Source organism: Enterobacter sp. Acro-832, from assembly GCF_011752745.1.
In the GTDB taxonomy this organism is placed as follows: Bacteria; Pseudomonadota; Gammaproteobacteria; order Enterobacterales; family Enterobacteriaceae; genus Enterobacter; species Enterobacter quasiroggenkampii.
In genome coordinates this window covers 619,126-639,161 of the sequence record NZ_VWWX01000002.1, presented here as the reverse complement: position 1 = coordinate 639,161, position 20,036 = coordinate 619,126, and the positions used below count along the sequence as shown (strand labels likewise).

Annotated in this window: 16 protein-coding genes; 9 read left to right on the top strand and 7 right to left on the bottom strand. The window is 56.4% G+C overall.

Going from position 1 to position 20,036, the window contains the following annotated elements; all coding sequences use genetic code 11:
* Window positions 1-159: 159 nt before the first annotated feature.
* The 4 genes from potA to potD are packed head-to-tail and all read left to right on the top strand — an operon-like array spanning window position 160 to window position 3,962.
* Window positions 160-1,302, top strand: a complete 1,143-nt coding sequence (gene potA / locus F3J31_RS09495) for a spermidine/putrescine ABC transporter ATP-binding protein PotA (protein ID WP_167213168.1) — start codon at window positions 160-162, stop codon at window positions 1,300-1,302.
* The gene (gene potB / locus F3J31_RS09490) at window positions 1,286-2,143 is read left to right on the top strand and encodes a spermidine/putrescine ABC transporter permease PotB (RefSeq protein ID WP_167212748.1); all 858 of its coding nucleotides are present in this window, start codon (window positions 1,286-1,288) and stop codon (window positions 2,141-2,143) included. Before potA ends, potB begins: the two co-directional genes overlap by 17 nt.
* On the top strand, window positions 2,140-2,931 hold the full coding sequence (gene potC, locus F3J31_RS09485) for a spermidine/putrescine ABC transporter permease PotC (RefSeq protein ID WP_008500765.1): 792 nt from the start codon (window positions 2,140-2,142) through the stop codon (window positions 2,929-2,931). The genes potB and potC overlap by 4 nt, the downstream gene beginning before the upstream one ends.
* On the top strand, window positions 2,928-3,962 hold the full coding sequence (gene potD / locus F3J31_RS09480) for a spermidine/putrescine ABC transporter substrate-binding protein PotD (protein WP_167212745.1): 1,035 nt from the start codon (window positions 2,928-2,930) through the stop codon (window positions 3,960-3,962). Before potC ends, potD begins: the two co-directional genes overlap by 4 nt.
* Before the next feature lie 47 nt (window positions 3,963-4,009).
* Here the strand turns inward: potD and F3J31_RS09475 are convergent, their stop codons facing one another.
* A complete protein-coding gene (locus F3J31_RS09475) occupies window positions 4,010-5,239 on the bottom strand; it encodes an HDOD domain-containing protein (protein ID WP_167212743.1) in 1,230 nt (409 codons plus the stop codon).
* A 237-nt stretch (window positions 5,240-5,476) separates the two neighbouring features.
* On the opposite strand from F3J31_RS09475, the gene F3J31_RS09470 reads away from it, so the two are divergent.
* On the top strand, window positions 5,477-7,408 hold the full coding sequence (locus tag F3J31_RS09470; RefSeq protein WP_167212740.1) for a methyl-accepting chemotaxis protein: 1,932 nt from the start codon (window positions 5,477-5,479) through the stop codon (window positions 7,406-7,408).
* Between the two features lie 45 nt (window positions 7,409-7,453).
* On the opposite strand, the gene cobB is transcribed toward F3J31_RS09470, so the two are convergent.
* The 5 genes from cobB to lolC are packed head-to-tail and all read right to left on the bottom strand — an operon-like array spanning window position 7,454 to window position 12,392.
* Window positions 7,454-8,275 carry a Sir2 family NAD+-dependent deacetylase gene (gene cobB / locus F3J31_RS09465; protein ID WP_021240739.1) on the bottom strand — a complete coding sequence of 274 codons (822 nt, stop codon included), beginning with the start codon at window positions 8,273-8,275 and terminating at the stop codon, window positions 7,454-7,456.
* A gap of 14 nt (window positions 8,276-8,289) precedes the next feature.
* A complete protein-coding gene (gene nagK / locus F3J31_RS09460; RefSeq protein ID WP_167212737.1) occupies window positions 8,290-9,201 on the bottom strand; it encodes an N-acetylglucosamine kinase in 912 nt (303 codons plus the stop codon).
* A gap of 53 nt (window positions 9,202-9,254) precedes the next feature.
* A complete protein-coding gene (gene lolE / locus F3J31_RS09455; protein WP_046091778.1) occupies window positions 9,255-10,499 on the bottom strand; it encodes a lipoprotein-releasing ABC transporter permease subunit LolE in 1,245 nt (414 codons plus the stop codon).
* Window positions 10,499-11,200, bottom strand: a complete 702-nt coding sequence (gene lolD, locus F3J31_RS09450) for a lipoprotein-releasing ABC transporter ATP-binding protein LolD (protein WP_008500772.1) — start codon at window positions 11,198-11,200, stop codon at window positions 10,499-10,501. The genes lolE and lolD overlap by 1 nt, the downstream gene beginning before the upstream one ends.
* On the bottom strand, window positions 11,193-12,392 hold the full coding sequence (gene lolC, locus F3J31_RS09445) for a lipoprotein-releasing ABC transporter permease subunit LolC (protein ID WP_045372942.1): 1,200 nt from the start codon (window positions 12,390-12,392) through the stop codon (window positions 11,193-11,195). The genes lolD and lolC overlap by 8 nt, the downstream gene beginning before the upstream one ends.
* A gap of 256 nt (window positions 12,393-12,648) precedes the next feature.
* Here lolC and F3J31_RS09440 point away from each other — a divergent pair, with 256 nt between their 5' ends.
* The 3 genes from F3J31_RS09440 (at window position 12,649) to F3J31_RS09430 (ending at window position 18,767) form a co-directional block, all read left to right on the top strand.
* Window positions 12,649-13,722: an acyltransferase family protein gene (locus F3J31_RS09440; protein ID WP_167212734.1), complete on the top strand. Its 1,074-nt coding sequence runs from the start codon at window positions 12,649-12,651 to the stop codon at window positions 13,720-13,722.
* Between the two features lie 149 nt (window positions 13,723-13,871).
* A complete protein-coding gene (gene mfd / locus F3J31_RS09435) occupies window positions 13,872-17,318 on the top strand; it encodes a transcription-repair coupling factor (protein ID WP_167212732.1) in 3,447 nt (1,148 codons plus the stop codon).
* 483 nt (window positions 17,319-17,801) lie between these two features.
* Window positions 17,802-18,767 carry a L,D-transpeptidase family protein gene (locus F3J31_RS09430; RefSeq protein ID WP_167212729.1) on the top strand — a complete coding sequence of 322 codons (966 nt, stop codon included), beginning with the start codon at window positions 17,802-17,804 and terminating at the stop codon, window positions 18,765-18,767.
* A gap of 75 nt (window positions 18,768-18,842) precedes the next feature.
* On the opposite strand, the gene bhsA is transcribed toward F3J31_RS09430, so the two are convergent.
* A complete protein-coding gene (gene bhsA / locus F3J31_RS09425) occupies window positions 18,843-19,100 on the bottom strand; it encodes a multiple stress resistance protein BhsA (RefSeq protein WP_045910210.1) in 258 nt (85 codons plus the stop codon).
* A 244-nt stretch (window positions 19,101-19,344) separates the two neighbouring features.
* Between bhsA and comR the strand changes: the two genes are divergently transcribed.
* Complete coding sequence (comR, locus tag F3J31_RS09420; protein WP_028015740.1) at window positions 19,345-19,980, top strand: TetR family copper-responsive transcriptional repressor ComR; 636 nt, start codon at window positions 19,345-19,347, stop codon at window positions 19,978-19,980.
* Window positions 19,981-20,036: the final 56 nt, after the last annotated feature.

The following is a 20,036-nucleotide window of genomic DNA, read 5'->3' as shown; positions in this document are numbered from 1 at the left end:
GCAAACGAGAATATTTTCCGTTTATATCGTTATGCGTTAGTAAATGTAGCTTATGAATCAGTGACAAGGATTGGCGATTGCAGGGGATTGCCGTAGAATGTCCGCCCTCATTACGAGTCACCAAGGTGGTTACACACAAACCCCGCTTCAGTCTGCTGCCTGAGGCGTCTATATGGGACAGCGCAAAAATTGAATACACAAACCCGTTCACCGCTGGTGAAACTGGAACGAATTCGTAAAAGTTTTGATGGCAAGGACGTCATTTCCGACCTCACTCTCACCATCAATGACGGTGAGTTTCTGACGCTGCTTGGCCCCTCCGGCTGCGGCAAAACAACCGTACTGCGCCTTATCGCCGGGCTGGAAAGCGTCGATAACGGCCATATCCATCTTGAAAACCAGGACATCACCCAGGTTCCCGCCGAAGACCGCCACGTCAACACTGTCTTTCAGAGCTATGCCCTCTTCCCGCACATGACCGTGTTTGAAAATGTGGCGTTTGGCCTGCGGATGCAAAAAACCCCGGCGAATGAAATCGAACCGCGCGTCACCGAAGCCCTGCGCATGGTGCAGCTTGAGACGTTCGCCCAGCGAAAACCGCATCAGCTTTCCGGCGGCCAGCAGCAGCGCGTGGCCATCGCCCGCGCCGTGGTCAACAAGCCGCGTCTGCTCCTGCTGGATGAATCCCTCTCCGCGCTGGATTACAAGCTGCGCAAGCAGATGCAGAACGAACTCAAGGCTCTGCAGCGCAAGCTCGGCATTACCTTTGTCTTCGTCACCCACGACCAGGAAGAGGCCCTGACCATGTCCGACCGCATCGTGGTGATGCGTGACGGTAAAATCGAGCAGGACGGCACGCCGCGTGAAATCTACGAAGAGCCGAAGAACCTGTTTGTCGCCAGCTTCATTGGTGAAATCAATATCTTCGACGCCACGGTGATCGAACGTCTGGACGACCAGCGCGTCCGGGCCCGCGTCGAAGGACGGGAGTGCGCCATCACGGTGAATTTCCCCGTCGAAAAGGGACAAAAGCTCAACGTTCTGCTGCGACCGGAAGATCTGCGCGTCGATGAAATCCACGGCAATGCCGAGGCCGAAGGGTTAATCGGCTATATCCGCGAGCGCAACTACAAAGGGATGACGCTGGAGTCTGTCGTCGAGCTGGAGAACGGCAAAATGGTGATGGTCAGCGAGTTCTTTAACGAGGACGATCCTGACTTCGACCACTCTCTCGACCAGAAAATGGTTATCAACTGGGTAGAAAGCTGGGAGGTTGTACTGGCTGATGAAGAACACAAGTAAGTTCCAGAATGTGGTGATTGCCACGATCGTCGGTTGGCTTGTGTTGTTTGTCTTTCTACCCAACCTGATGATTATCGCCACCAGCTTCCTGACCCGCGACGATACCCATTTCGTTTCGCTTGTCTTTACGCTGGACAACTACACGCGCCTGCTCGATCCGCTCTATTTTGACGTGCTGCTGCACTCGCTGAATATGGCGCTGATTGCCACGATTGCCTGTCTGGTGCTGGGATATCCCTTCGCGTGGTTCCTCGCGGGCCTGCCGCAAAAGGTGCGGCCCCTGCTGCTATTTTTACTGATTGTGCCGTTCTGGACCAACTCGCTGATTCGCATCTACGGGCTGAAAATCTTCCTCAGCACCAAAGGCTACCTCAATGAATTTCTGCTGTGGCTGGGAGTGATTGATACGCCGATCCGCATCATGTTCACCCCGAGCGCGGTGATTGTCGGTCTGGTCTATATCCTGCTGCCGTTTATGGTGATGCCGCTCTACTCCAGCATTGAGAAGCTGGATAAACCGCTGCTGGAAGCGGCAAAAGATCTGGGTGCCAACAGGTTCCAGACCTTTATCCGCATTATCATCCCGCTGACCATGCCCGGCATTATCGCGGGCTGTCTGCTGGTGATGCTCCCGGCGATGGGCTTGTTCTACGTTTCTGACCTGATGGGCGGGGCGAAAAACCTGCTGATTGGGAATGTGATCAAGAGCCAGTTCCTCAACATCCGCGACTGGCCGTTCGGGTCCGCCACCAGCATTACGCTGACGGTGGTGATGGGTCTGATGCTGCTGGTCTACTGGCGCGCATCACGGCTGCTGAATAAGAAGGTGGAACTCGAATGATCGGTCGACTGCTTCGCGGCGGTTTTATGACCGCCATTTACGCTTACCTGTATATCCCGATCATTATTTTGATCGTGAACTCGTTTAACAGCTCCCGCTTTGGGATTAACTGGCAGGGCTTTACCACCGACTGGTACAGCCTGCTGATGAACAATGACAGCCTGCTGCAGGCCGCTCAGCACTCGCTGACGATGGCGATCTTCTCCGCCACCTTCGCCACGCTGATTGGCTCCCTGACCGCCGTGGCGCTCTACCGCTATCGCTTTCGCGGTAAACCGTTCGTCAGCGGCATGCTGTTTGTGGTGATGATGTCGCCGGACATCGTGATGGCGATTTCGCTGCTGGTGCTGTTTATGCTGCTGGGCGTTCAGCTTGGCTTCTGGTCGCTGCTGTTTTCCCATATCACCTTCTGCCTGCCGTTTGTGGTGGTGACCGTCTTTGCGCGCCTGAAAGGGTTCGACGTGCGCATGCTGGAGGCGGCGAAAGATCTGGGCGCCAGCGAGATGACCATCCTGCGCAAAATCATCCTGCCGCTGGCGATGCCCGCCGTGGCGGCCGGATGGCTGCTGAGCTTTACCCTGTCGATGGATGACGTGGTGGTCTCCTCCTTCGTGACCGGGCCGAGCTATGAAATTCTGCCGTTGAAAATCTATTCGATGGTGAAAGTCGGCGTTTCACCTGAGGTGAACGCGCTGGCGACCATTCTGCTGGTGTTTTCGCTGGTTCTGGTGATCGCCAGCCAGGTTATTGCTCGTGATAAAACAAAATCTCAGGGGACAATGAAATGAAAAAAATGCTCGCCGCTGCGGCGCTGGTGCTTGGCATGGGTGCCGCGCACGCTGATGACGGCAAAACGCTCTACTTCTACAACTGGACCGAGTATGTGCCGCCGGGACTGCTGGAACAGTTCACCAAAGAGACGGGCATCAAGGTGATCTACTCGACCTACGAGTCGAATGAAACCATGTATGCCAAGCTCAAAACCTACAAAGACGGCGCATACGATCTGGTGGTTCCTTCCACCTACTTTGTCGACAAAATGCGCAAAGAGGGCATGATCCAGAAGATCGATAAAACGAAGCTAACCCATTTTTCAAACCTCGATCCGGAGATGCTCAACAAGCCGTTTGACCCGAATAATGACTACTCCATTCCGTATATCTGGGGGGCAACCGCGATTGGCGTTAACAGCGAGGCCGTCGATCCGAAATCGGTGACAAGCTGGGCCGACCTGTGGAAACCGGAGTACAAAGGCAGCCTGTTGTTGACCGACGACGCTCGTGAAGTGTTCCAGGTCGCGCTGCGCAAGCTGGGCTACTCGGGCAATACGACGGATCCAAAAGAGATTGAAGCGGCGTATACCGAGTTGAAAAAGCTGATGCCTAACGTGGCGGCATTCAACTCCGATAACCCGGCAAACCCGTATATGGAAGGCGAAGTGAACCTGGGGATGGTGTGGAACGGCTCCGCGTATGTCGCCCGCCAGGCCGGTACGCCGCTTGAGGTTGTCTGGCCAAAAGAGGGTGGGATTTTCTGGATGGACAGTCTTTCAATCCCGGCCAACGCGAAAAACGTGGACGGGGCGCATAAGCTGATTGACTTCCTGCTGCGCCCTGACGTGGCGAAACAAGTTGCCGAGACGATTGGCTACCCGACGCCCAACCTGGCCGCACGCAAGCTGCTGAAGCCTGACGTCGCTAACGATAAGTCGCTCTACCCGGACGCCGAAACCATCAGCAAAGGTGAATGGCAGAACGATGTCGGCGACGCCAGCCGCCTCTACGAAGAGTATTACCAGAAGTTAAAAGCGGGCCGCTAACCGGTATCGCGTTCTTCCTCACGCCGCCTGCGCGGCGTGAGGGGGAATTAACTGACCGCATTCTCTCCTGCCCAGATCGTCGCCTTTCGCATCGCCTCCACCACCTCCTCATCAGACAGACCCAGCGCCTGACGAACCCGGGTTGCCTCGTCCCAGCGCTGCTGTTCATAATAACGACAGAGGTTGATCATATCGGCTAACTGCCCCTCCTGGTGGCACAGCGCGTTGCTCACGCTCTGCGGTACCGCAATTTGCTTCATCAACTCGGCCATCGGCAGCTCAAGAAGGGTATCGAGCAAAGAAAACAGGCCGCACATGAACGCATTTTCAGCCAGAATCGGGTCTTTCATCGTCTCTGCGATCAGTTCGCAGAATTTGCCACGCATCATGCTTAACGGGTAAAGCTCGCTGACGGTGTCATTACCCGCACTGGCGAGGACCACGACGGCAACAAACCGTCGGAGCTGATTTTCGCCGAGATACCTGAGCACCTCGCTCAGGGTTAACTTGCTGAAATTACAGGCGCCGACATGTTTAAACGCCGTATGCTTCATATAGCGCATGATTTTATAAGAGAGCGTCAGATCCGTTTTTATCAACGACTCGATGATTCGAAAATCAGGTTTATTGCGTCCGACCTCCATTTGCAGCCGGAAAATCGCCAGCTGATTTTGCGACAGCCGTTTATATTTAATGACCTCCGGACGGCAGAAAAAATAGCCCTGAAACAGCGAGAACCCCTCGTCCCTGTATTGGTTGAATTCCTCTTTAGTCTCAACTTTTTCAGCGAGATATTTAATATGACCGGTCAGATGTTGACGTGCTTTCAGATACGCTTTAATTTGCGCTAAAGTATAATTTCTGACGTCGAATTTCAGGATCGAAATATAGGGTAAAAAAGCATCCCATTCTGGCGCAAGGGTGAAATCATCAAGCGCAAACTGGTAGCCATGCGCATTCATCTCCCTGACAGCCTGCAGCAGTTCGGCCCCCGGCACAGCATCTTCAAGGATCTCAATTACCACGCTCTCTTTATCAAGCGCTTCGCCACTGCGGTCAATGACCATCCTTGAAGGGAAATTAATAAACGACGTATGTGCCCCGGCGATGCGCTGGGACGGCACACATAAAAACTGATCGGATATCATCCTGGACGTGGCATATTCCGCCGACACATCCGGAAAACGATTTGTCATCCCGTCTCTGAAAAGCAGCTCATAGGCCACGGTATTCATCTCTGGGTTAAAAATGGGTTGTCGCGCGATAAATCCGTACATATCCCATCCTCCTCTACCACTTAATATTTATTAGCATCCTCTTTCTACACGATGATAACGAGCATTATCGAGCGCTATTTTGATTGAATGCACAAAATAAAAGCATCCACACTAATTAACGGGATTTAATATTCTGGAATTTAAATTAAATATATCCGGCGCTCTACAGAAAGAGAACGAAATATCCGATAAGTACTGTGTGCCTGCCCGACATGCACGACATTACGGGAGATGAGAATGAAAGACGCCATGGTCCGAAAACAAAAAATAAGAGTCAAGACGTTGATGCTATTGTCCATTTTCCTCACCGTGACGGTGGGCTTTACGGCAACGATCGGGTTTATGATGTGGCAGTGGATGGCGCAGCAAGAGGTGCTGGCCAAAAAACATATCCGCCAGATAGCCGAGGTACAGGCTTTACAGGTCAGCAAACAGCTGGATTCCGCTCTGACTGCCGCCCGGGATATGGGCAACAGCGCCCTGGCGCTGCGTGAGGCGGGCGTATCCGATCGCCAGAGCCTGAACCAGCTGCTCATCCACTACCTCTCGGCTCACCCGTCGTTTCTCTCCATGTCGATGGCCTTTGAGCCCAACGCGTTTGACGATAAAGATGCCGCCTTTGCCGGTCAGAGCGGTGAAGATCCTGCCGGGCGCTACGCCCGCTACGTCGATCGCGATGCCACCGGCAAACCGGCGTTGCACCTGCTGACGGACATCGAAACGCCCGGCAGCGGTGATTATTATCTGCTGCCGAAACAGCGGCATAAAGATGTGATCATCGAACCCTATATTTACCCCTACAACGGCGTGGACGTGATGCTCACCTCAATTGCCGCCCCCATCATGCGTGACGGTCAGTTTCTGGGCTCGGTCACCTCTGACTTCTCGCTCGCCACGCTGCAGTCCACGATCGGCGCAATTAAACCGTGGAACGGCACAGGCTACGCCCTCCTCCTGTCTGCGGGCAATAACGTGGTGTCCAGCCCGGACAAACGGGCTGCAGGCAAGCCTTACGCGGGTCAGATTGCCGGTCATGACGTCACCCGGGTAAACGATCCGCTGCTGAAGGAAGAGGTGTTTATCACCTGGCAGGACATCGCCGTCGGCAACAGCCAGACGCCGTGGAAACTGGCTATTATCACCCCGGTCAGCGAAGTGATGGCCGAAGCGCGCGCATTTTTACTGAAAGCCATCGTCCTGATGGTGTTAAGCATCGTTGCGGTCAGCCTGGTGATGGCCCAGATCTTTACCCGCAAGGTTGACCGCCCGGTGGGGGGAGAACCTTCCGAGGCCGCCGGTATTGCCCTTGCCGTCGCCCGGGGAGATCTGAACAACACTATCCCGGTGCGTTCCGGGGATACCCACAGCATTTTTTATGCCCTGCACACCATGCAGACGCAGCTCAAGCGCATCGTCGGCAACATCAGCGAAGCCAGCCATTCGGTGCACGGCGGGACCAGCGAAATTTCGGCGGGCAACCTTGACCTCGCCTCGCGTACCGAAGAACAGGCGGCGGCGATAGTTGAAACAGCTGCCAGCATGGAAGAGATTTCGGTCACGGTGAAGAATAACGCCGACAACGCCCACAAAGCCACCACGCTGACCGATCGCGCCGCGAGCCTCGCCGGGCATGGCGAAACGCTGGTAAACGACGTGGTAATGGTGATCGGGGAGATTGACGAGAGCGCACGTAAGATCGGTGAGATTAACAGCATCGTCGACGGCATCGCCTTCCAGACCAATATTCTGGCGCTGAATGCGGCCGTTGAAGCGGCGCGCGCAGGCGAACAGGGACGCGGTTTCGCAGTTGTCGCAGGTGAAGTGCGCAATCTTGCCCAGCGAAGCGCTAACGCGGCCAAAGAAATCTCTCAACTGATTGCCGAGTCCTCAGGCCGCGTCAGCAAAGGCGTTGAGCTGGTCAATGAGACCGGCGTAATGATGAAACAGGTGATTGAGGCGGTGTCGCACGTTCATCTGGTCATCAACGACATTGTTCAGGCGCTGGACGAACAGAATCGGGGGATTAGCCAGGTCAGTACCGCCGTTAACCAGATGGACAGCACCACCCAGCAGAACGCTTCACTGGTTCAGCAGATCTCAGCGGCGGCGCTCTCACTGGACGAGCAGGCTAAATCGCTGGAGAAGACGCTGGCGTTCTTTCATTCTTAAATAAAAAAGCACCCGCCCGGCGGGTGCCTTTTCACGCGATTCGCGTTACAGCCCTTTCAGCAGCTTGTCGACAAATTCCGGAACAACCGTACTTGCCAGACCGTAGTGTTTCTCTTCAAATTCGCTACCCACCTGGCTTGGCTCAAGATTGAGTTCTACCGTATGCGCGCCGTGCAGTCGCGCTTCGTGGACAAACCCCGCCGCCGGATAAACATGACCGGATGTGCCGATGGCGATAAACACGTCGGCCATCGCCAGCGCGCTGTAGATCTCATCCATTCCCAGCGGCATTTCGCCGAACCAGACCACGTGCGGACGCAGGCGCGACGGGAACTGGCAGCAGTGGCACTTATCCTCCGGCAGCACGTCCTCTTTCCAGTCCAGCACCTGACCGCTCCAGGCGCAGCGAACCTTGAGCAGCTCGCCGTGCATATGGATGATGTTCTTGTTACCGGCCCGCTCGTGAAGGTTGTCGATATTCTGCGTTACCAGCAGAAAACGATCGCCCAGCGCCTCTTCCAGCTTCGCCAGCGCCAGATGAGCGGCATTCGGCGCGACGTCAGGCTGCTGAAGCTGACGACGGCGGGCGTTGTAAAACGCCTGCACGAGATCCGGGTCGCGGGCAAAGCCTTCCGGCGTGGCGACATCCTCCACGCGGTGCTCTTCCCACAACCCGTCCGCCGCGCGGAAGGTTCGAATTCCTGACTCGGCGGAGATCCCCGCCCCGGTCAGCACCACCACTCTGGGTTTATCCATCGCTTCTGGCATCATTCTGTCTCTGAAAAAGATCCGCTGGCGCAGACGCTCACGCAAGCGGCGTTTGTTTTTGCGAAAACGGCTGAGTCGACCCTGGCGACGCGACAGCATAGTAACCTCGTAAACTAATCGGTGAGATGAAGGAATGCGGCTCCGCGCATGCCTCCTGCGTCCCCGTGTCGCGCGCGTTCAATACGCGGCACGCGGGCAACCGGCAATAAGTGTCGGGGCAAACGCCCGGACAACCGTTCCGTAATCGCGGTAAAGTTTGAGAGCCCTCCCCCGATCACCAGCAGATCTGGGTCGACGATAGTGAGAATATTGCCCAGACATACCGCCAGCAGATCCAGATAGCGCTCGACGTGCTCACGCGCATGCGCATCCCCTTGCTCCCACAGGGTAATGATTTGAGGGGCCTCAAGTTTCTGATGATAGAAGTGTTCGTAAAGCCATGCAAACCCGCGGCCGGAAAGGTAGTTCTCAATACAGCCGTGCTGGCCACAGCCGCAGCGGGTTAGCGGAAAATCACGTCCCACCACCTCGAGGGCATCCACCGGCAGGCGAATATGACCAAACTCGCCGGTGATGTAGCTGCGCCCGGTGATGGGCTTACCGTTGATGACGATTCCGCCGCCGACGCCGGTACCGAGGATCAGCCCCATCACCAGCGGGTAGCGACGGAACTCATCATCCCAGGCTTCAGAGAGCGCGAAGCAGTTGGCATCGTTATCTAAACGCACGTCGCGTTCAAGGAGAGCAGAGAGATCGGCGCGCAGCGGTTTACCGCTGGCGGCAGGCACGTTGGCCGCGTAAAGCGTACCGTCGTCGGTTTCCGGCATGCCCGGAATACCAATGCCGACGCTGCCTTTCATGCCAAAGCGTTCATCGGCCTGCGCCACCAGCGCGGCAATGGCGGTTAAAAATTCGTCGTAGCTGTCGCGCGGCGTGGGAACGCGGGTTTCCCACTGCAGTTTGAGGTCTTTATCAAACACGCCGAGCGCAATCTTGGTGCCGCCAATATCAAATCCATAATACATAACGCATTCCTCTTTCGATCTGGCGACCCGGAAGCCGCTAGATCATGACGTAATTACTGGCCACTTAATACCCTCGCCGGATCAATTCGGCTTGCGCGACGCGCCGGATACCAGCTTGCCAGCAGACTCAGTAAAAGTGCTGTAAGCAGCACATAAAAAACATCCAGCCAGTGCAGTTCAGATGGCAGGAAGTCAATAAAATAGATATCACCCGACAGGAACTGGTGACCAATAAGCTTTTCAATCCCGTTGATAATCGGCGTCAGCTGCAGGGAAACCACCACGCCAATCACCACGCCGCACAGGCTGCCGAACAGGCCCGCCAGCAAACCGTACCAGACGAAGATGGCGCGAATAAGACCGTCTTTTGCTCCGAGGGTACGCAGCACGGCGATGTCGCCGCTCTTGTCCTTGACCGCCATGACCAGCGTCGAGACGATATTAAAGCACGCGACGCCAATCACCAGCACCATCGCCAGATACATAATGGCGCGGATCATCTGGATATCACGGTACATATACCCGTAAGTGCCGATCCAGCTTTTGATGTAGACATAGTTATTGGTCACGCTGCCCGCGTCGCGCACCAGTTTGTTGGCGTTAAAGACGTCGTTCACCTTAATCGCAATGCCCGTCACGCTGTCGCCCATGTCGAGATACTGGCGCGCATCCTCCATCGGCACCATCGCAAAGCTGTGGTCAAGCTGGCCGCTCAGCTGAAGAATACCGGTAACGTGCAGGCGCACGCGTTTTGGCTGCTGCAGTTTGTGATCGGCGCTGGCGTTGGGGATCATGATTGACACCCAGTCGCCCTGCTTCACCTTCAGGGCATCAGCAACGCCTTTACCCATGATGATCTGCTGCTCGCCAGCCTTAAAGTTGGCCCACGCGCCGTTCTGCACATAGTTCGGCAGCGCGCTGAGACGCGCTTCCTGCGCCGGGTTCACCCCTTTCACCTGAATGGCGCGCAGGTTTACCCCGCTCTCCACCAGCCCGGTAAAGTTAATGTAGGGCGCGGCCGCGGCGATGCCCGGCACTTTTTCAACTTTGGTGAGCGCATCGCTCCAGTTCGTCCACGGCTGGTTAACCGGTTCGATCTCCCCGTGCGGCACCACCGCCAGAATGCGGTTATTCAGCTCGCGCTCGAAACCGTTCATGGCGCTCAGGCCGACAATCAGCACCGCCACACCCAGCGCAATACCGATGGTCGAGATGACGGAGATCAGCGACACCATGCCGCCGCGACGGCGGCCGCGGCTAAAACGTAAACCGATGAGTAACGATAACGGTGACGCCATTACTCTGCTCCCATCAGGGTCAGTTCCGCGTTCAGATGACCGTCGCGCATCTCAAGCTGGCGCCCCATGCGTTTTGCCAGCTGCAGATCGTGGGTCACCACCAGAAACGCGGTACCCTGTGAGGCGTTCAGCTCGCCCAGAAGCTGGAAAATACTGTCCGCATTGCGGGCGTCCAGGTTACCGGTGGGCTCATCCGCCAGCACCAGACGCGGGTTGTTGACCAGCGCACGGGCAATCGCCACGCGCTGGCGTTCGCCGCCGGACAGCTCCGACGGACGGTGGTTACCGCGATGGCCCAGCCCTACCGCTTTCAGCATGTCGCTGGCCCGGGCGTTAATTTCTGCGGGTTTCTTTTTGCCAATCAGCAGCGGCATCGCCACGTTTTCCAGCGCCGTGAAATCCGGCAGCAGGTGGTGGAACTGGTAGATAAAGCCCAGCTCGCGGTTGCGCAGCTCGGCCTTCGCCGCCGAGGACATTTTGCTCATAGGCTGGCCGGAGAAAATCACGTCGCCGTTGGTTGGGGTATCCAGCCCGCCCAGCAGATGTAATAAGGTACTTTTACCGGAGCCGGAGCTGCCGACAATCGCCATCATCTCGCCTTCGCCCACGCTAAAGCTCACATTGTGCAGCACGTCGGTTTGCACAGTGCCTTCCTGATAGCGTTTGGACAGGTTGTCGCATTGCAACAGGATCTTATTCATAACGTAAAGCCTCAGCGGGTTGAGTGGCGGCGGCGCGCCAGGAAGGATAAAGCGTTGAAAGCAGCGCAATGGCCATCGCGGCCAGCGCAATACCGACCACCTGCAGCGGCTCGATAGCCACCGGCAGCGCCGCGCCGTCGAGCAGCGCGCCGATAATCGGCATTAAGTTGTTGAGCTGGCTGGCAAGCAGTGCCCCCAGCACGGCCCCGAGCAGCGCACCGATGATACCGGCGCTGGCACCCTGCACCATAAACACGGCCATGATCTGGCGCGGCGTCAGCCCCTGGGTTTGCAGGATAGCGACCTCGCCCTGCTTCTCCATCACCATCAGCCCCAGCGAGGTGATGATGTTAAATGCCGCCACGGCGACGATCAGGCTCAGCAGCAGCCCCATCATGTTTTTCTCCATCCGCACGGCCTGGAACAGCTCGCCTTTACGCTCGCGCCAGTCCTGCCATTTGGTGCCGTCCGGCAGTTTTTGCTGGCTGAGGGTATCCACCTTCAGCGGCGCGTCAAGCCACAGGCGCCAGCCGGTGATATTTCCGGCCGGGTAGCGCATCAGGCGTGACGCGTCCTGGATGTTAACCAGCATCTGGTAGCCATCGACTTCGCTGTTGGCGGCAAAGGTACCAATTACGTTGAACAGGCGCTGGCTTGGCAGGCGCCCCATCGGCGTAAACTGGCTGGCTGAAGGGACCATCACGCGCAGCTGGTCGCCACGGTTGACGCCAAGCTGGCCGGCAAGCTGCTCACCCAGAATCACGTTGTATTTCCCGGCTTCCAGGTCAGTCTGCTTCACGTTAACGAGATACGGCGTCAGCGGATCTTTTTGTGCCGGGTCGATACCCAGCATCACGCCGACCGCCACGCTGCGGGCGCTTTGCAGCACCACGTCACCGGTGGTCAACGGCGCAACGCGCGTGACGCCCTGTAACTTCGCCGCGCTTTCCGGCAGCTGCTGCGGGTTAACCGAACCGTTAGTCGATGAGAGAACGGCCTGCGGCATCAGCCCCAGGATGTTATTTTGCAGCTCGCGCTCAAAGCCATTCATGACGGAAAGCACCGTCACCAGTGCCATCACGCCAAGCGTAATGCCAATAGTCGAAAGCCAGGAGACAAAGCGACCGAAGCGGTCCGCGGCGCGCCCACGCATGTAGCGTAAGCCTATGAAGAGTGCGACAGGTTGATACATGAAGTCCGTCTGTTTGCTGATAGCAGACCCACGAGTATATAAGCGAATCCGTTAAGCGTAAATGACTGAAACCGTAAGCTTTGGTAATCATTTTTCCGAAAAATTCAGATAAATCAGGGTACTAATGTCTGAAACCGCCCCTCGCAACCTCCACCTTTTCCGAAAAACCTCCTGATACAGACTGTTACCCATTACAGCCCGGTTTCGTTTAACAACAATTGTTCGTTCGTCTATGGCAATAAGGTAGTTGCGAACAATGAAGCAAAAAGCATTATGGATTAACCAGATAAAAGGGCTATGTATCTGCCTGGTGGTTATCTATCATTCGGTTATCACGTTTTATCCGCACCTGATCGGGCTGCAACACCCGCTCTCCGGCCTTCTCGCCAAATGCTGGGTCTATTTTAATCTCTACCTCGCCCCCTTCCGTATGCCGGTCTTTTTCTTTATCTCCGGCTATCTGATCCGTCGTTATATTGATGAGGTGGACTGGCGAACCAGTCTCGACAAGCGAATCTGGAGCATTGTCTGGGTCCTGGCGCTGTGGGGGATTCTGCAATGGCAGGCGCTGACCCACCTGAATGCCTGGCTGGCCCCCGATCGTGAGCTTGCCACTTCGTCGAACGCGGCCTACGCCGATTCCCTCTGGGGATTTGTGCGAGGCATGCTCACCGCCAGCACCAGCCTGTGGTATCTGTATGCCCTGGTTGTGTACTTCACGCTGTGTAAACTGCTGAGCCGCTGGAAGCTGCCGATGCTGGGGCTGCTGGCGCTGGCAAGCATCGCGATCAACTTCCTGCCGCTGCCGTGGTGGGGAATGAACAGCGTGGTACGCAACATGATCTACTACAGCCTCGGGGCGTGGTATGGCGCAGCGCTGATGACGTGGATGAAAAACCTCAGCCTGCGCCGCAGCTGGCTGACAACCGGCGCTTTCGCCGCCGTCTCCGTGGTGCTGTGGTTTGCTAACGTTCCGCTGCTGCTCTCATTGCTGTCGATTGTGCTGCTCATGAAGCTGTTCTACAGCTTTGAGCAGCGCTATGCCGTTCACCCTGACAACCTGCTGAACGTGATTGGCTCCAATACCATTGCGATTTATACCACCCACCGCATCCTCATTGAGGCCTTCAGCCTGTTCCTGATTGGCGAGATGAATGCCGCTTACTGGCCGGTCTGGGCCGAGCTATCCCTAATTCTTGTCTATCCGTTTGCCAGCCTGCTGATCTGTACCCTTGCCGGACTCGGGGTGCGTAAGATTTCCACCGCGCTGTTTGGGGACATTTTCTTCTCTCCGCCTTCACCGCTCACGCTGTCACCCACCACCCGTTAATGCCCTCACCGCCCCCATTCCGGGGGCGTATAATCCCGCCGTGCGGTTACGATTTGCTTATGTAAAACGATCGAGGATAATAAAGACATTGCGTATCAGTGATATGCCCCAATACTGTTGGTATATCCATAAGAGACTCTGACATAGCCATGCCTGAACACTATCGTTATTCCTTGCCTGTCAAAGCGGGCGACCAGCGCCAGCTGGGTGAACTCACGGGCGCAGCGTGCGCCACGCTGGTAGCGGAAATCGCCGAGCGTCATCCTGGCCCGGTGATCCTGGTTGCCCCGGATATGCAAAACGCCCTGCGCCTGCACGATGAAATTCGCCAGTTCACCGATAATCTGGTGTTCAGCCTGGCCGACTGGGAAACGCTGCCCTATGACAGCTTCTCTCCGCACCAGGAGATCATCTCCTCGCGCCTGTCGACGCTCTATCAACTCCCGACCATGCAGCGCGGCGTGCTGATTGTCCCGGTGAATACCCTGATGCAGCGCGTCTGTCCGCACAGCTACCTGCACGGTCACGCGCTGGTGATGAAAAAAGGTCAGCGCCTGTCCCGTGATGCCCTGCGGGCGCAGCTTGACGGTGCCGGTTATCGCCACGTCGACCAGGTGATGGAGCACGGGGAATACGCGACCCGCGGCGCGCTGCTCGACCTTTACCCGATGGGCAGCGACCAGCCGTATCGTCTGGACTTTTTCGATGATGAAATCGACAGCCTGCGCGTCTTCGACGCCGACACGCAGCGCACGCTGGAGGAAGTGGAGTCCATCAATTTACTGCCCGCACATGAGTTCCCGACGGACAAAACCGCTATCGAACTGTTCCGCAGCCAGTGGCGCGATAAGTTCGAGGTGAAGCGCGACGCGGAACATATTTATCAGCAGGTCAGCAAAGGCACGCTGCCTGCCGGGATCGAATACTGGCAGCCGCTGTTCTTCAGCGAGCCGCTCCCTGCCCTGTTCAGCTACTTCCCGGCGAATACCCTGATTGTTAACACCGGGGATATCGACGCCAGCGCCAGCCGCTTTGAAAGCGAAACCCGCGCTCGCTTCGAAAACCGGGGCGTTGACCCGATGCGTCCGCTGCTGCCGCCGGAAGCGCTGTGGCTGCGTACCGACGAGCTCAACGCCGAGCTGAAGCGCTGGCCGCGCATGCAGCTGAAAACCGATTCGCTTGCCGATAAGGCCGCCAACACCAACCTCGCCTTTCGTACGCTGCCGGACCTGGCCGTCCAGGCGCAGCAGAAATCCCCGCTGGATAATCTGCGCAAGTTCCTGGAGTCGTTTACCGGCCCGGTGGTGTTCTCCGTTGAGAGTGAAGGCCGTCGCGAAGCGTTAGGTGAGCTGCTGGGACGCATTAAGGTGGCGCCGAAGCGCATCCTGCGCCTGAGCGAAGCGACCGGAAACGGTCATTACCTGATGATTGGCGCCGCCGAGCATGGGTTCATCGACACGCTCAACAACCTGGCGCTGATTTGCGAAAGCGACCTGCTGGGTGAGCGCGTCGCGCGCCGTCGGCAGGACAGCCGTCGAACCATCAACCCGGACACGCTGATCCGTAACCTGGCCGAGCTGCATCCGGGCCAGCCGATTGTTCACCTGGAGCATGGCGTTGGACGCTATCAGGGGATGACCACGCTGGAGGCGGGCGGCATTAAAGGTGAATACCTGATGCTGACTTACGCTAACGACGCCAAACTGTATGTTCCGGTGTCGTCCCTGCATCTGATCAGCCGCTACGCGGGCGGTGCTGAAGAGAACGCGCCGCTGCACAAGCTGGGCGGCGATGCCTGGGCGCGAGCGCGCCAGAAGGCCGCGGAAAAAGTGCGCGACGTGGCCGCCGAGCTGCTGGATATCTACGCCCAGCGCGCGGCCAAAGAGGGCTTCGCCTTTAAGCATGATAAGGAACAGTATCAGCTGTTCTGCGACAGCTTCCCGTTTGAAACCACGCCGGATCAGGCTCAGGCCATCAACGCCGTGCTGAGCGACATGTGCCAGCCGCTGGCAATGGACCGTTTAGTGTGCGGCGACGTCGGCTTCGGTAAAACCGAAGTGGCGATGCGCGCCGCTTTCCTTGCGGTGGAAAACAACAAGCAGGTGGCGGTACTGGTGCCGACCACCCTGCTCGCTCAGCAGCACTTCGACAACTTCCGCGACCGCTTCGCCAACTGGCCGGTACGCATCGAGATGCTGTCACGTTTTCGCAGCACCAAAGAGCAGAGGCAGATCCTGGAGCAGGCAAGCGAAGGCAAGATCGATATTCTGATCGGCACCCATAAGCTGCTGCAAAGCGACGTGAAGTGGAAAGATTTGGGGCTGCTGATCGTCGATGAAGAGCACCGCTTCGGGGTGCGCCATAAAGAGCGCATCAAAGCGATGCGTGCCGACGTCGACATCCTGACCCTGACCGCGACGCCGATCCCGAGAACCCTGAACATGGCGATGAGCGGCATGCGCGATCTGTCGATTATCGCCACACCGCCGGCGCGCCGTCTGGCGGTGAAAACCTTCGTCCGCGAGTACGATAATCTGGTGGTGCGTGAGGCCATTCTGCGTGAAGTGCTGCGCGGGGGTCAGGTCTATTACCTGTACAACGACGTGGAAAACATCCAGAAAGCGGCCGACAGGCTGGCGGAGCTGGTGCCGGAGGCGCGCATTGCTATCGGTCACGGGCAGATGCGCGAGCGCGAGCTGGAACGGGTGATGAACGACTTCCATCACCAGCGCTTTAACGTGCTGGTGTGCACCACCATCATCGAAACCGGGATCGACATTCCGACCGCGAACACCATCATCATTGAACGTGCGGATCACTTTGGCCTGGCGCAGCTTCACCAGCTGCGCGGCCGCGTCGGACGTTCGCACCATCAGGCCTACGCCTGGCTGCTGACGCCGCATCCAAAAGCGATGACCACCGACGCGCAAAAGCGTCTGGAAGCCATCGCCTCTCTGGAAGACCTCGGTGCAGGCTTCGCGCTGGCCACGCACGATCTCGAGATCCGCGGAGCCGGTGAACTGCTGGGTGAGGACCAGAGCGGCTCGATGGAGACCATCGGCTTCTCGCTCTATATGGAACTGCTGGAAAACGCGGTTGATGCCCTGAAGGCCGGACGCGAGCCGTCGCTGGAAGATCTCACCAGCCAGCAGACCGAGGTCGAGTTGCGCATGCCTTCCCTGCTGCCGGACGATTTCATTCCGGACGTGAATACCCGACTGTCGTTCTACAAGCGCATTGCCAGTGCGAAGACGGAAAACGAGCTGGAAGAGATTAAGGTTGAGCTGATCGACCGCTTTGGTCTGCTGCCCGATGCGGCGCGAAATCTGCTGGATATCGCTCGCCTGCGCCAGCAGGCGCAGAAGCTGGGCATTCGCAAGCTTGAAGGCAACGAAAAAGGCGGCGTGATTGAGTTCGCGGAGAAGAACCACGTCAACCCGATGTGGCTCATCGGCCTGCTGCAAAAGCAGCCGCAGCATTTCCGTCTGGATGGCCCAACGCGTCTGAAATTCACCCAGGAACTGACGGAGCGCAAAACCCGTATGGACTGGGTGCGTAACTTTATGCGTCAGCTGGAAGAGAACGCGATCGCATAACCTCCATTCCCCTCTTAACTAAGGAATTTCATGTAGTTTATTAACCGGAAGCGATGAAAGTTGCTTCCGGAAAATGAATAGCTTACAGCGACACCCTGGTCCGGCTGTAAATCGCTGAGGCGTTTCCTGACCGCGTAGCGGCGATTTACCGCCGGGAGCCCGGGTCGCCAGGGTGGTGGTGACTGAGCCACCCTGGCACGTTCACAGGTCATGTCGTTACAGAGTACTAAGGGACATAAAGTGAACGGAATGACCACCAGAGTCGTATGTTCCCCCTCACCCCAGCCCTCTCCCTCAAAGGAGAGGGGGTCGTCCGTGCAGGCATTATTTTATGGGGATCCCTTCCCCTGTTAGCCCAGCGCTACGGGGGGACAATTTACAAACTCTTTGCACTTCACCCGATCTTCCCGACACACCCATTCGCCATAATTATCATTAACGCCTTATAAAACAATAACCTTATCATTTGCATGGATTATGGTGATGATGATCTTTTCGCGTTTTACTCGCTGGTTAACCCTGTTTGCGCTGGCAGCCACCGTTGCGGTGGCGCTTCCCGCTCGCGCAAATACCTGGCCCCTTCCTCCGCCCGGCAGCAAAGTGGTGGGGGAAAACCGCTTTCATGTGGTTGAAAATAATGGCGGTTCGCTGGAAGCCATTGCCAAAAAATATAACGTCGGTTTTCTGGCTCTGCTGCAGGCGAACCCCGGCGTTGATCCGTACGTTCCGCGCGCGGGCAGTGTGTTGACTATCCCGTTACAGACGATCCTGCCGGACGCCCCGCGCGAGGGGATCGTGATAAACCTGGCGGAGCTACGTCTGTACTATTACCCGCCGGGTAAAAATGAGGTGACCGTCTACCCGATTGGTATTGGTCAGCTGGGCGGCGACACCCTGACGCCGACGATGGTCACCACCGTCTCGGATAAACGCGCGAATCCAACCTGGACCCCGACGGCCAATATTCGTGCCCGTTATAAAGCTCAGGGCATCGATCTTCCGGCCGTGGTGCCGGCAGGCCCGGATAACCCGATGGGTCACCACGCGATCCGCCTGGCGGCCTACGGTGGCGTTTACCTGCTGCACGGAACGAACGCGGACTTTGGCATCGGCATGCGCGTCAGCTCCGGCTGTATTCGTCTGCGCGATGACGATATCAAAACACTGTTTAACGTTGTTACGCCGGGTACCAAAGTGAATATCATCAATACGCCGATTAAGGTTTCTGAGGAGCCGGGCGGCGTGCGCCTGGTCGAAATTCACCAGCCGCTATCGAAAAACATTGGCGATGACCCGCAGACGCTGCCCATTAACCTGAATGCCGCAATGGTGAGCTTCAAAACGAATGCGAATACCAACAGCGTGGTGATGGAGCGTGCAATGGAGGCCCGCTCAGGCATGCCGACCGATGTCACCCGGCACCATGATGTAATCCAGCAATCGATATAAATCATAAATAAAAAAACGCCCTGCTCAGCAGGGCGTTTTTTATTGCAGTGGCATAAATGAGGGTTTATGCCCGGCTTATTTGTAGATGACGGCGGTGCCGTGCAAGGTGTTAGGACCGGTCACAGAGGTGATACGGTAAGATTTAGCACCCATCTCTTCCGCTTTTTGTGCCAGCTGATCTTCCAGTGAACCCAGGTTAGTACCGGCAGACGCAGAGATCGTCCCGACTTTATGCTGATCGACCGGGGTGGACTGTACTTGTACAGCCGCAAAGCTTGCGAAAGAAAGTGAACTCAGAACAGCAGCAGCGATGAGGGTTTTTACGTTTTTCATGATGTTTACCTTTAGCAGATGAATTTGGAGGTCGTTATCTATTTAGTTAACGATCGATAGGTAAATCATAAATGTGATCCAGGTCACGCGTCAACATAATTTTATAACGTCCATTAACTTAATTTTAAAGTCGTTATTTTTCATATAGATATGATTAATATATTTTTAAGCATTCAGCACTGGTGGTGGGTTGCGTTTATTTTTATAATGGTTATTCACCAAACCAACAGAGGACCAACGGCACATGACAACCGACGTCACGAGTTGTGCGAAGAAAAGCCGTGGCCGACCAAAAGTGTTTGACAGGGATGCAGCGCTTGATAAGGCCATGACTCTCTTCTGGCAACATGGGTATGAAGCAACCTCGCTTTCCGATCTGGTAGAAGCTACCGGAGCCAAAGCGCCGACGCTGTATGCCGAATTTACCAATAAAGAGGGGCTGTTCAGGGCGGTGCTGGACAGATACATTTCGCGTTTTGCGGCGAAACATGAAGCCCAGCTATTTTGTGAAGAGAAAAGCGTCGAACAGGCGCTTCGGGATTACTTTACCGCCGTCGCGACCTGCTTCACCAGTAAAGATACGCCTGCGGGCTGCTTTATGATTAACACCTCTGCCACCCTGGCGGCGTCCTCGAAAGAGATTGCCAATACGGTGAAATCGCGTCATGCGATGCAGGAGGAGACGCTAAGCGCCTTTCTGGCACAGCGCCAGCAGCGCGGTGAAATCCCTGCGCAGTGCAACCCCCAACTGCTGGCACAATACCTGAGCTGTATTTTGCAGGGGATGTCGATCAGCGCCCGTGAAGGGGCAACGCTGGAAAAACTGCAGAATATTAGCGAAACCACGCTGCGGCTGTGGCCTGAGCTCCTCAAAATCTAAAGCAAAAAAAAGCTCCTCAGCCTGAGCGCATGAGGAGCTAAATTCAGAGAACATCT

Bases quoted from the DNA above. Each gene is read 5' to 3' on its own strand.
- potB (WP_167212748.1), top strand. From the start codon at position 1,286: ATGAAGAACACAAGTAAGTTCCAGAATGTGGTGATTGCCACGATCGTC.
- potC (WP_008500765.1), top strand. From the start codon at position 2,140: ATGATCGGTCGACTGCTTCGCGGCGGTTTTATGACCGCCATTTACGCT.
- potD (WP_167212745.1), top strand. From the start codon at position 2,928: ATGAAAAAAATGCTCGCCGCTGCGGCGCTGGTGCTTGGCATGGGTGCC.
- F3J31_RS09475 (WP_167212743.1), bottom strand. From the start codon at position 5,239: ATGTACGGATTTATCGCGCGACAACCCATTTTTAACCCAGAGATGAAT.
- F3J31_RS09470 (WP_167212740.1), top strand. From the start codon at position 5,477: ATGAAAGACGCCATGGTCCGAAAACAAAAAATAAGAGTCAAGACGTTG.
- cobB (WP_021240739.1), bottom strand. From the start codon at position 8,275: ATGCTGTCGCGTCGCCAGGGTCGACTCAGCCGTTTTCGCAAAAACAAA.
- nagK (WP_167212737.1), bottom strand. From the start codon at position 9,201: ATGTATTATGGATTTGATATTGGCGGCACCAAGATTGCGCTCGGCGTG.
- lolE (WP_046091778.1), bottom strand. From the start codon at position 10,499: ATGGCGTCACCGTTATCGTTACTCATCGGTTTACGTTTTAGCCGCGGC.
- lolD (WP_008500772.1), bottom strand. From the start codon at position 11,200: ATGAATAAGATCCTGTTGCAATGCGACAACCTGTCCAAACGCTATCAG.
- lolC (WP_045372942.1), bottom strand. From the start codon at position 12,392: ATGTATCAACCTGTCGCACTCTTCATAGGCTTACGCTACATGCGTGGG.
- F3J31_RS09440 (WP_167212734.1), top strand. From the start codon at position 12,649: ATGAAGCAAAAAGCATTATGGATTAACCAGATAAAAGGGCTATGTATC.
- mfd (WP_167212732.1), top strand. From the start codon at position 13,872: ATGCCTGAACACTATCGTTATTCCTTGCCTGTCAAAGCGGGCGACCAG.
- F3J31_RS09430 (WP_167212729.1), top strand. From the start codon at position 17,802: ATGATGATCTTTTCGCGTTTTACTCGCTGGTTAACCCTGTTTGCGCTG.
- bhsA (WP_045910210.1), bottom strand. From the start codon at position 19,100: ATGAAAAACGTAAAAACCCTCATCGCTGCTGCTGTTCTGAGTTCACTT.
- comR (WP_028015740.1), top strand. From the start codon at position 19,345: ATGACAACCGACGTCACGAGTTGTGCGAAGAAAAGCCGTGGCCGACCA.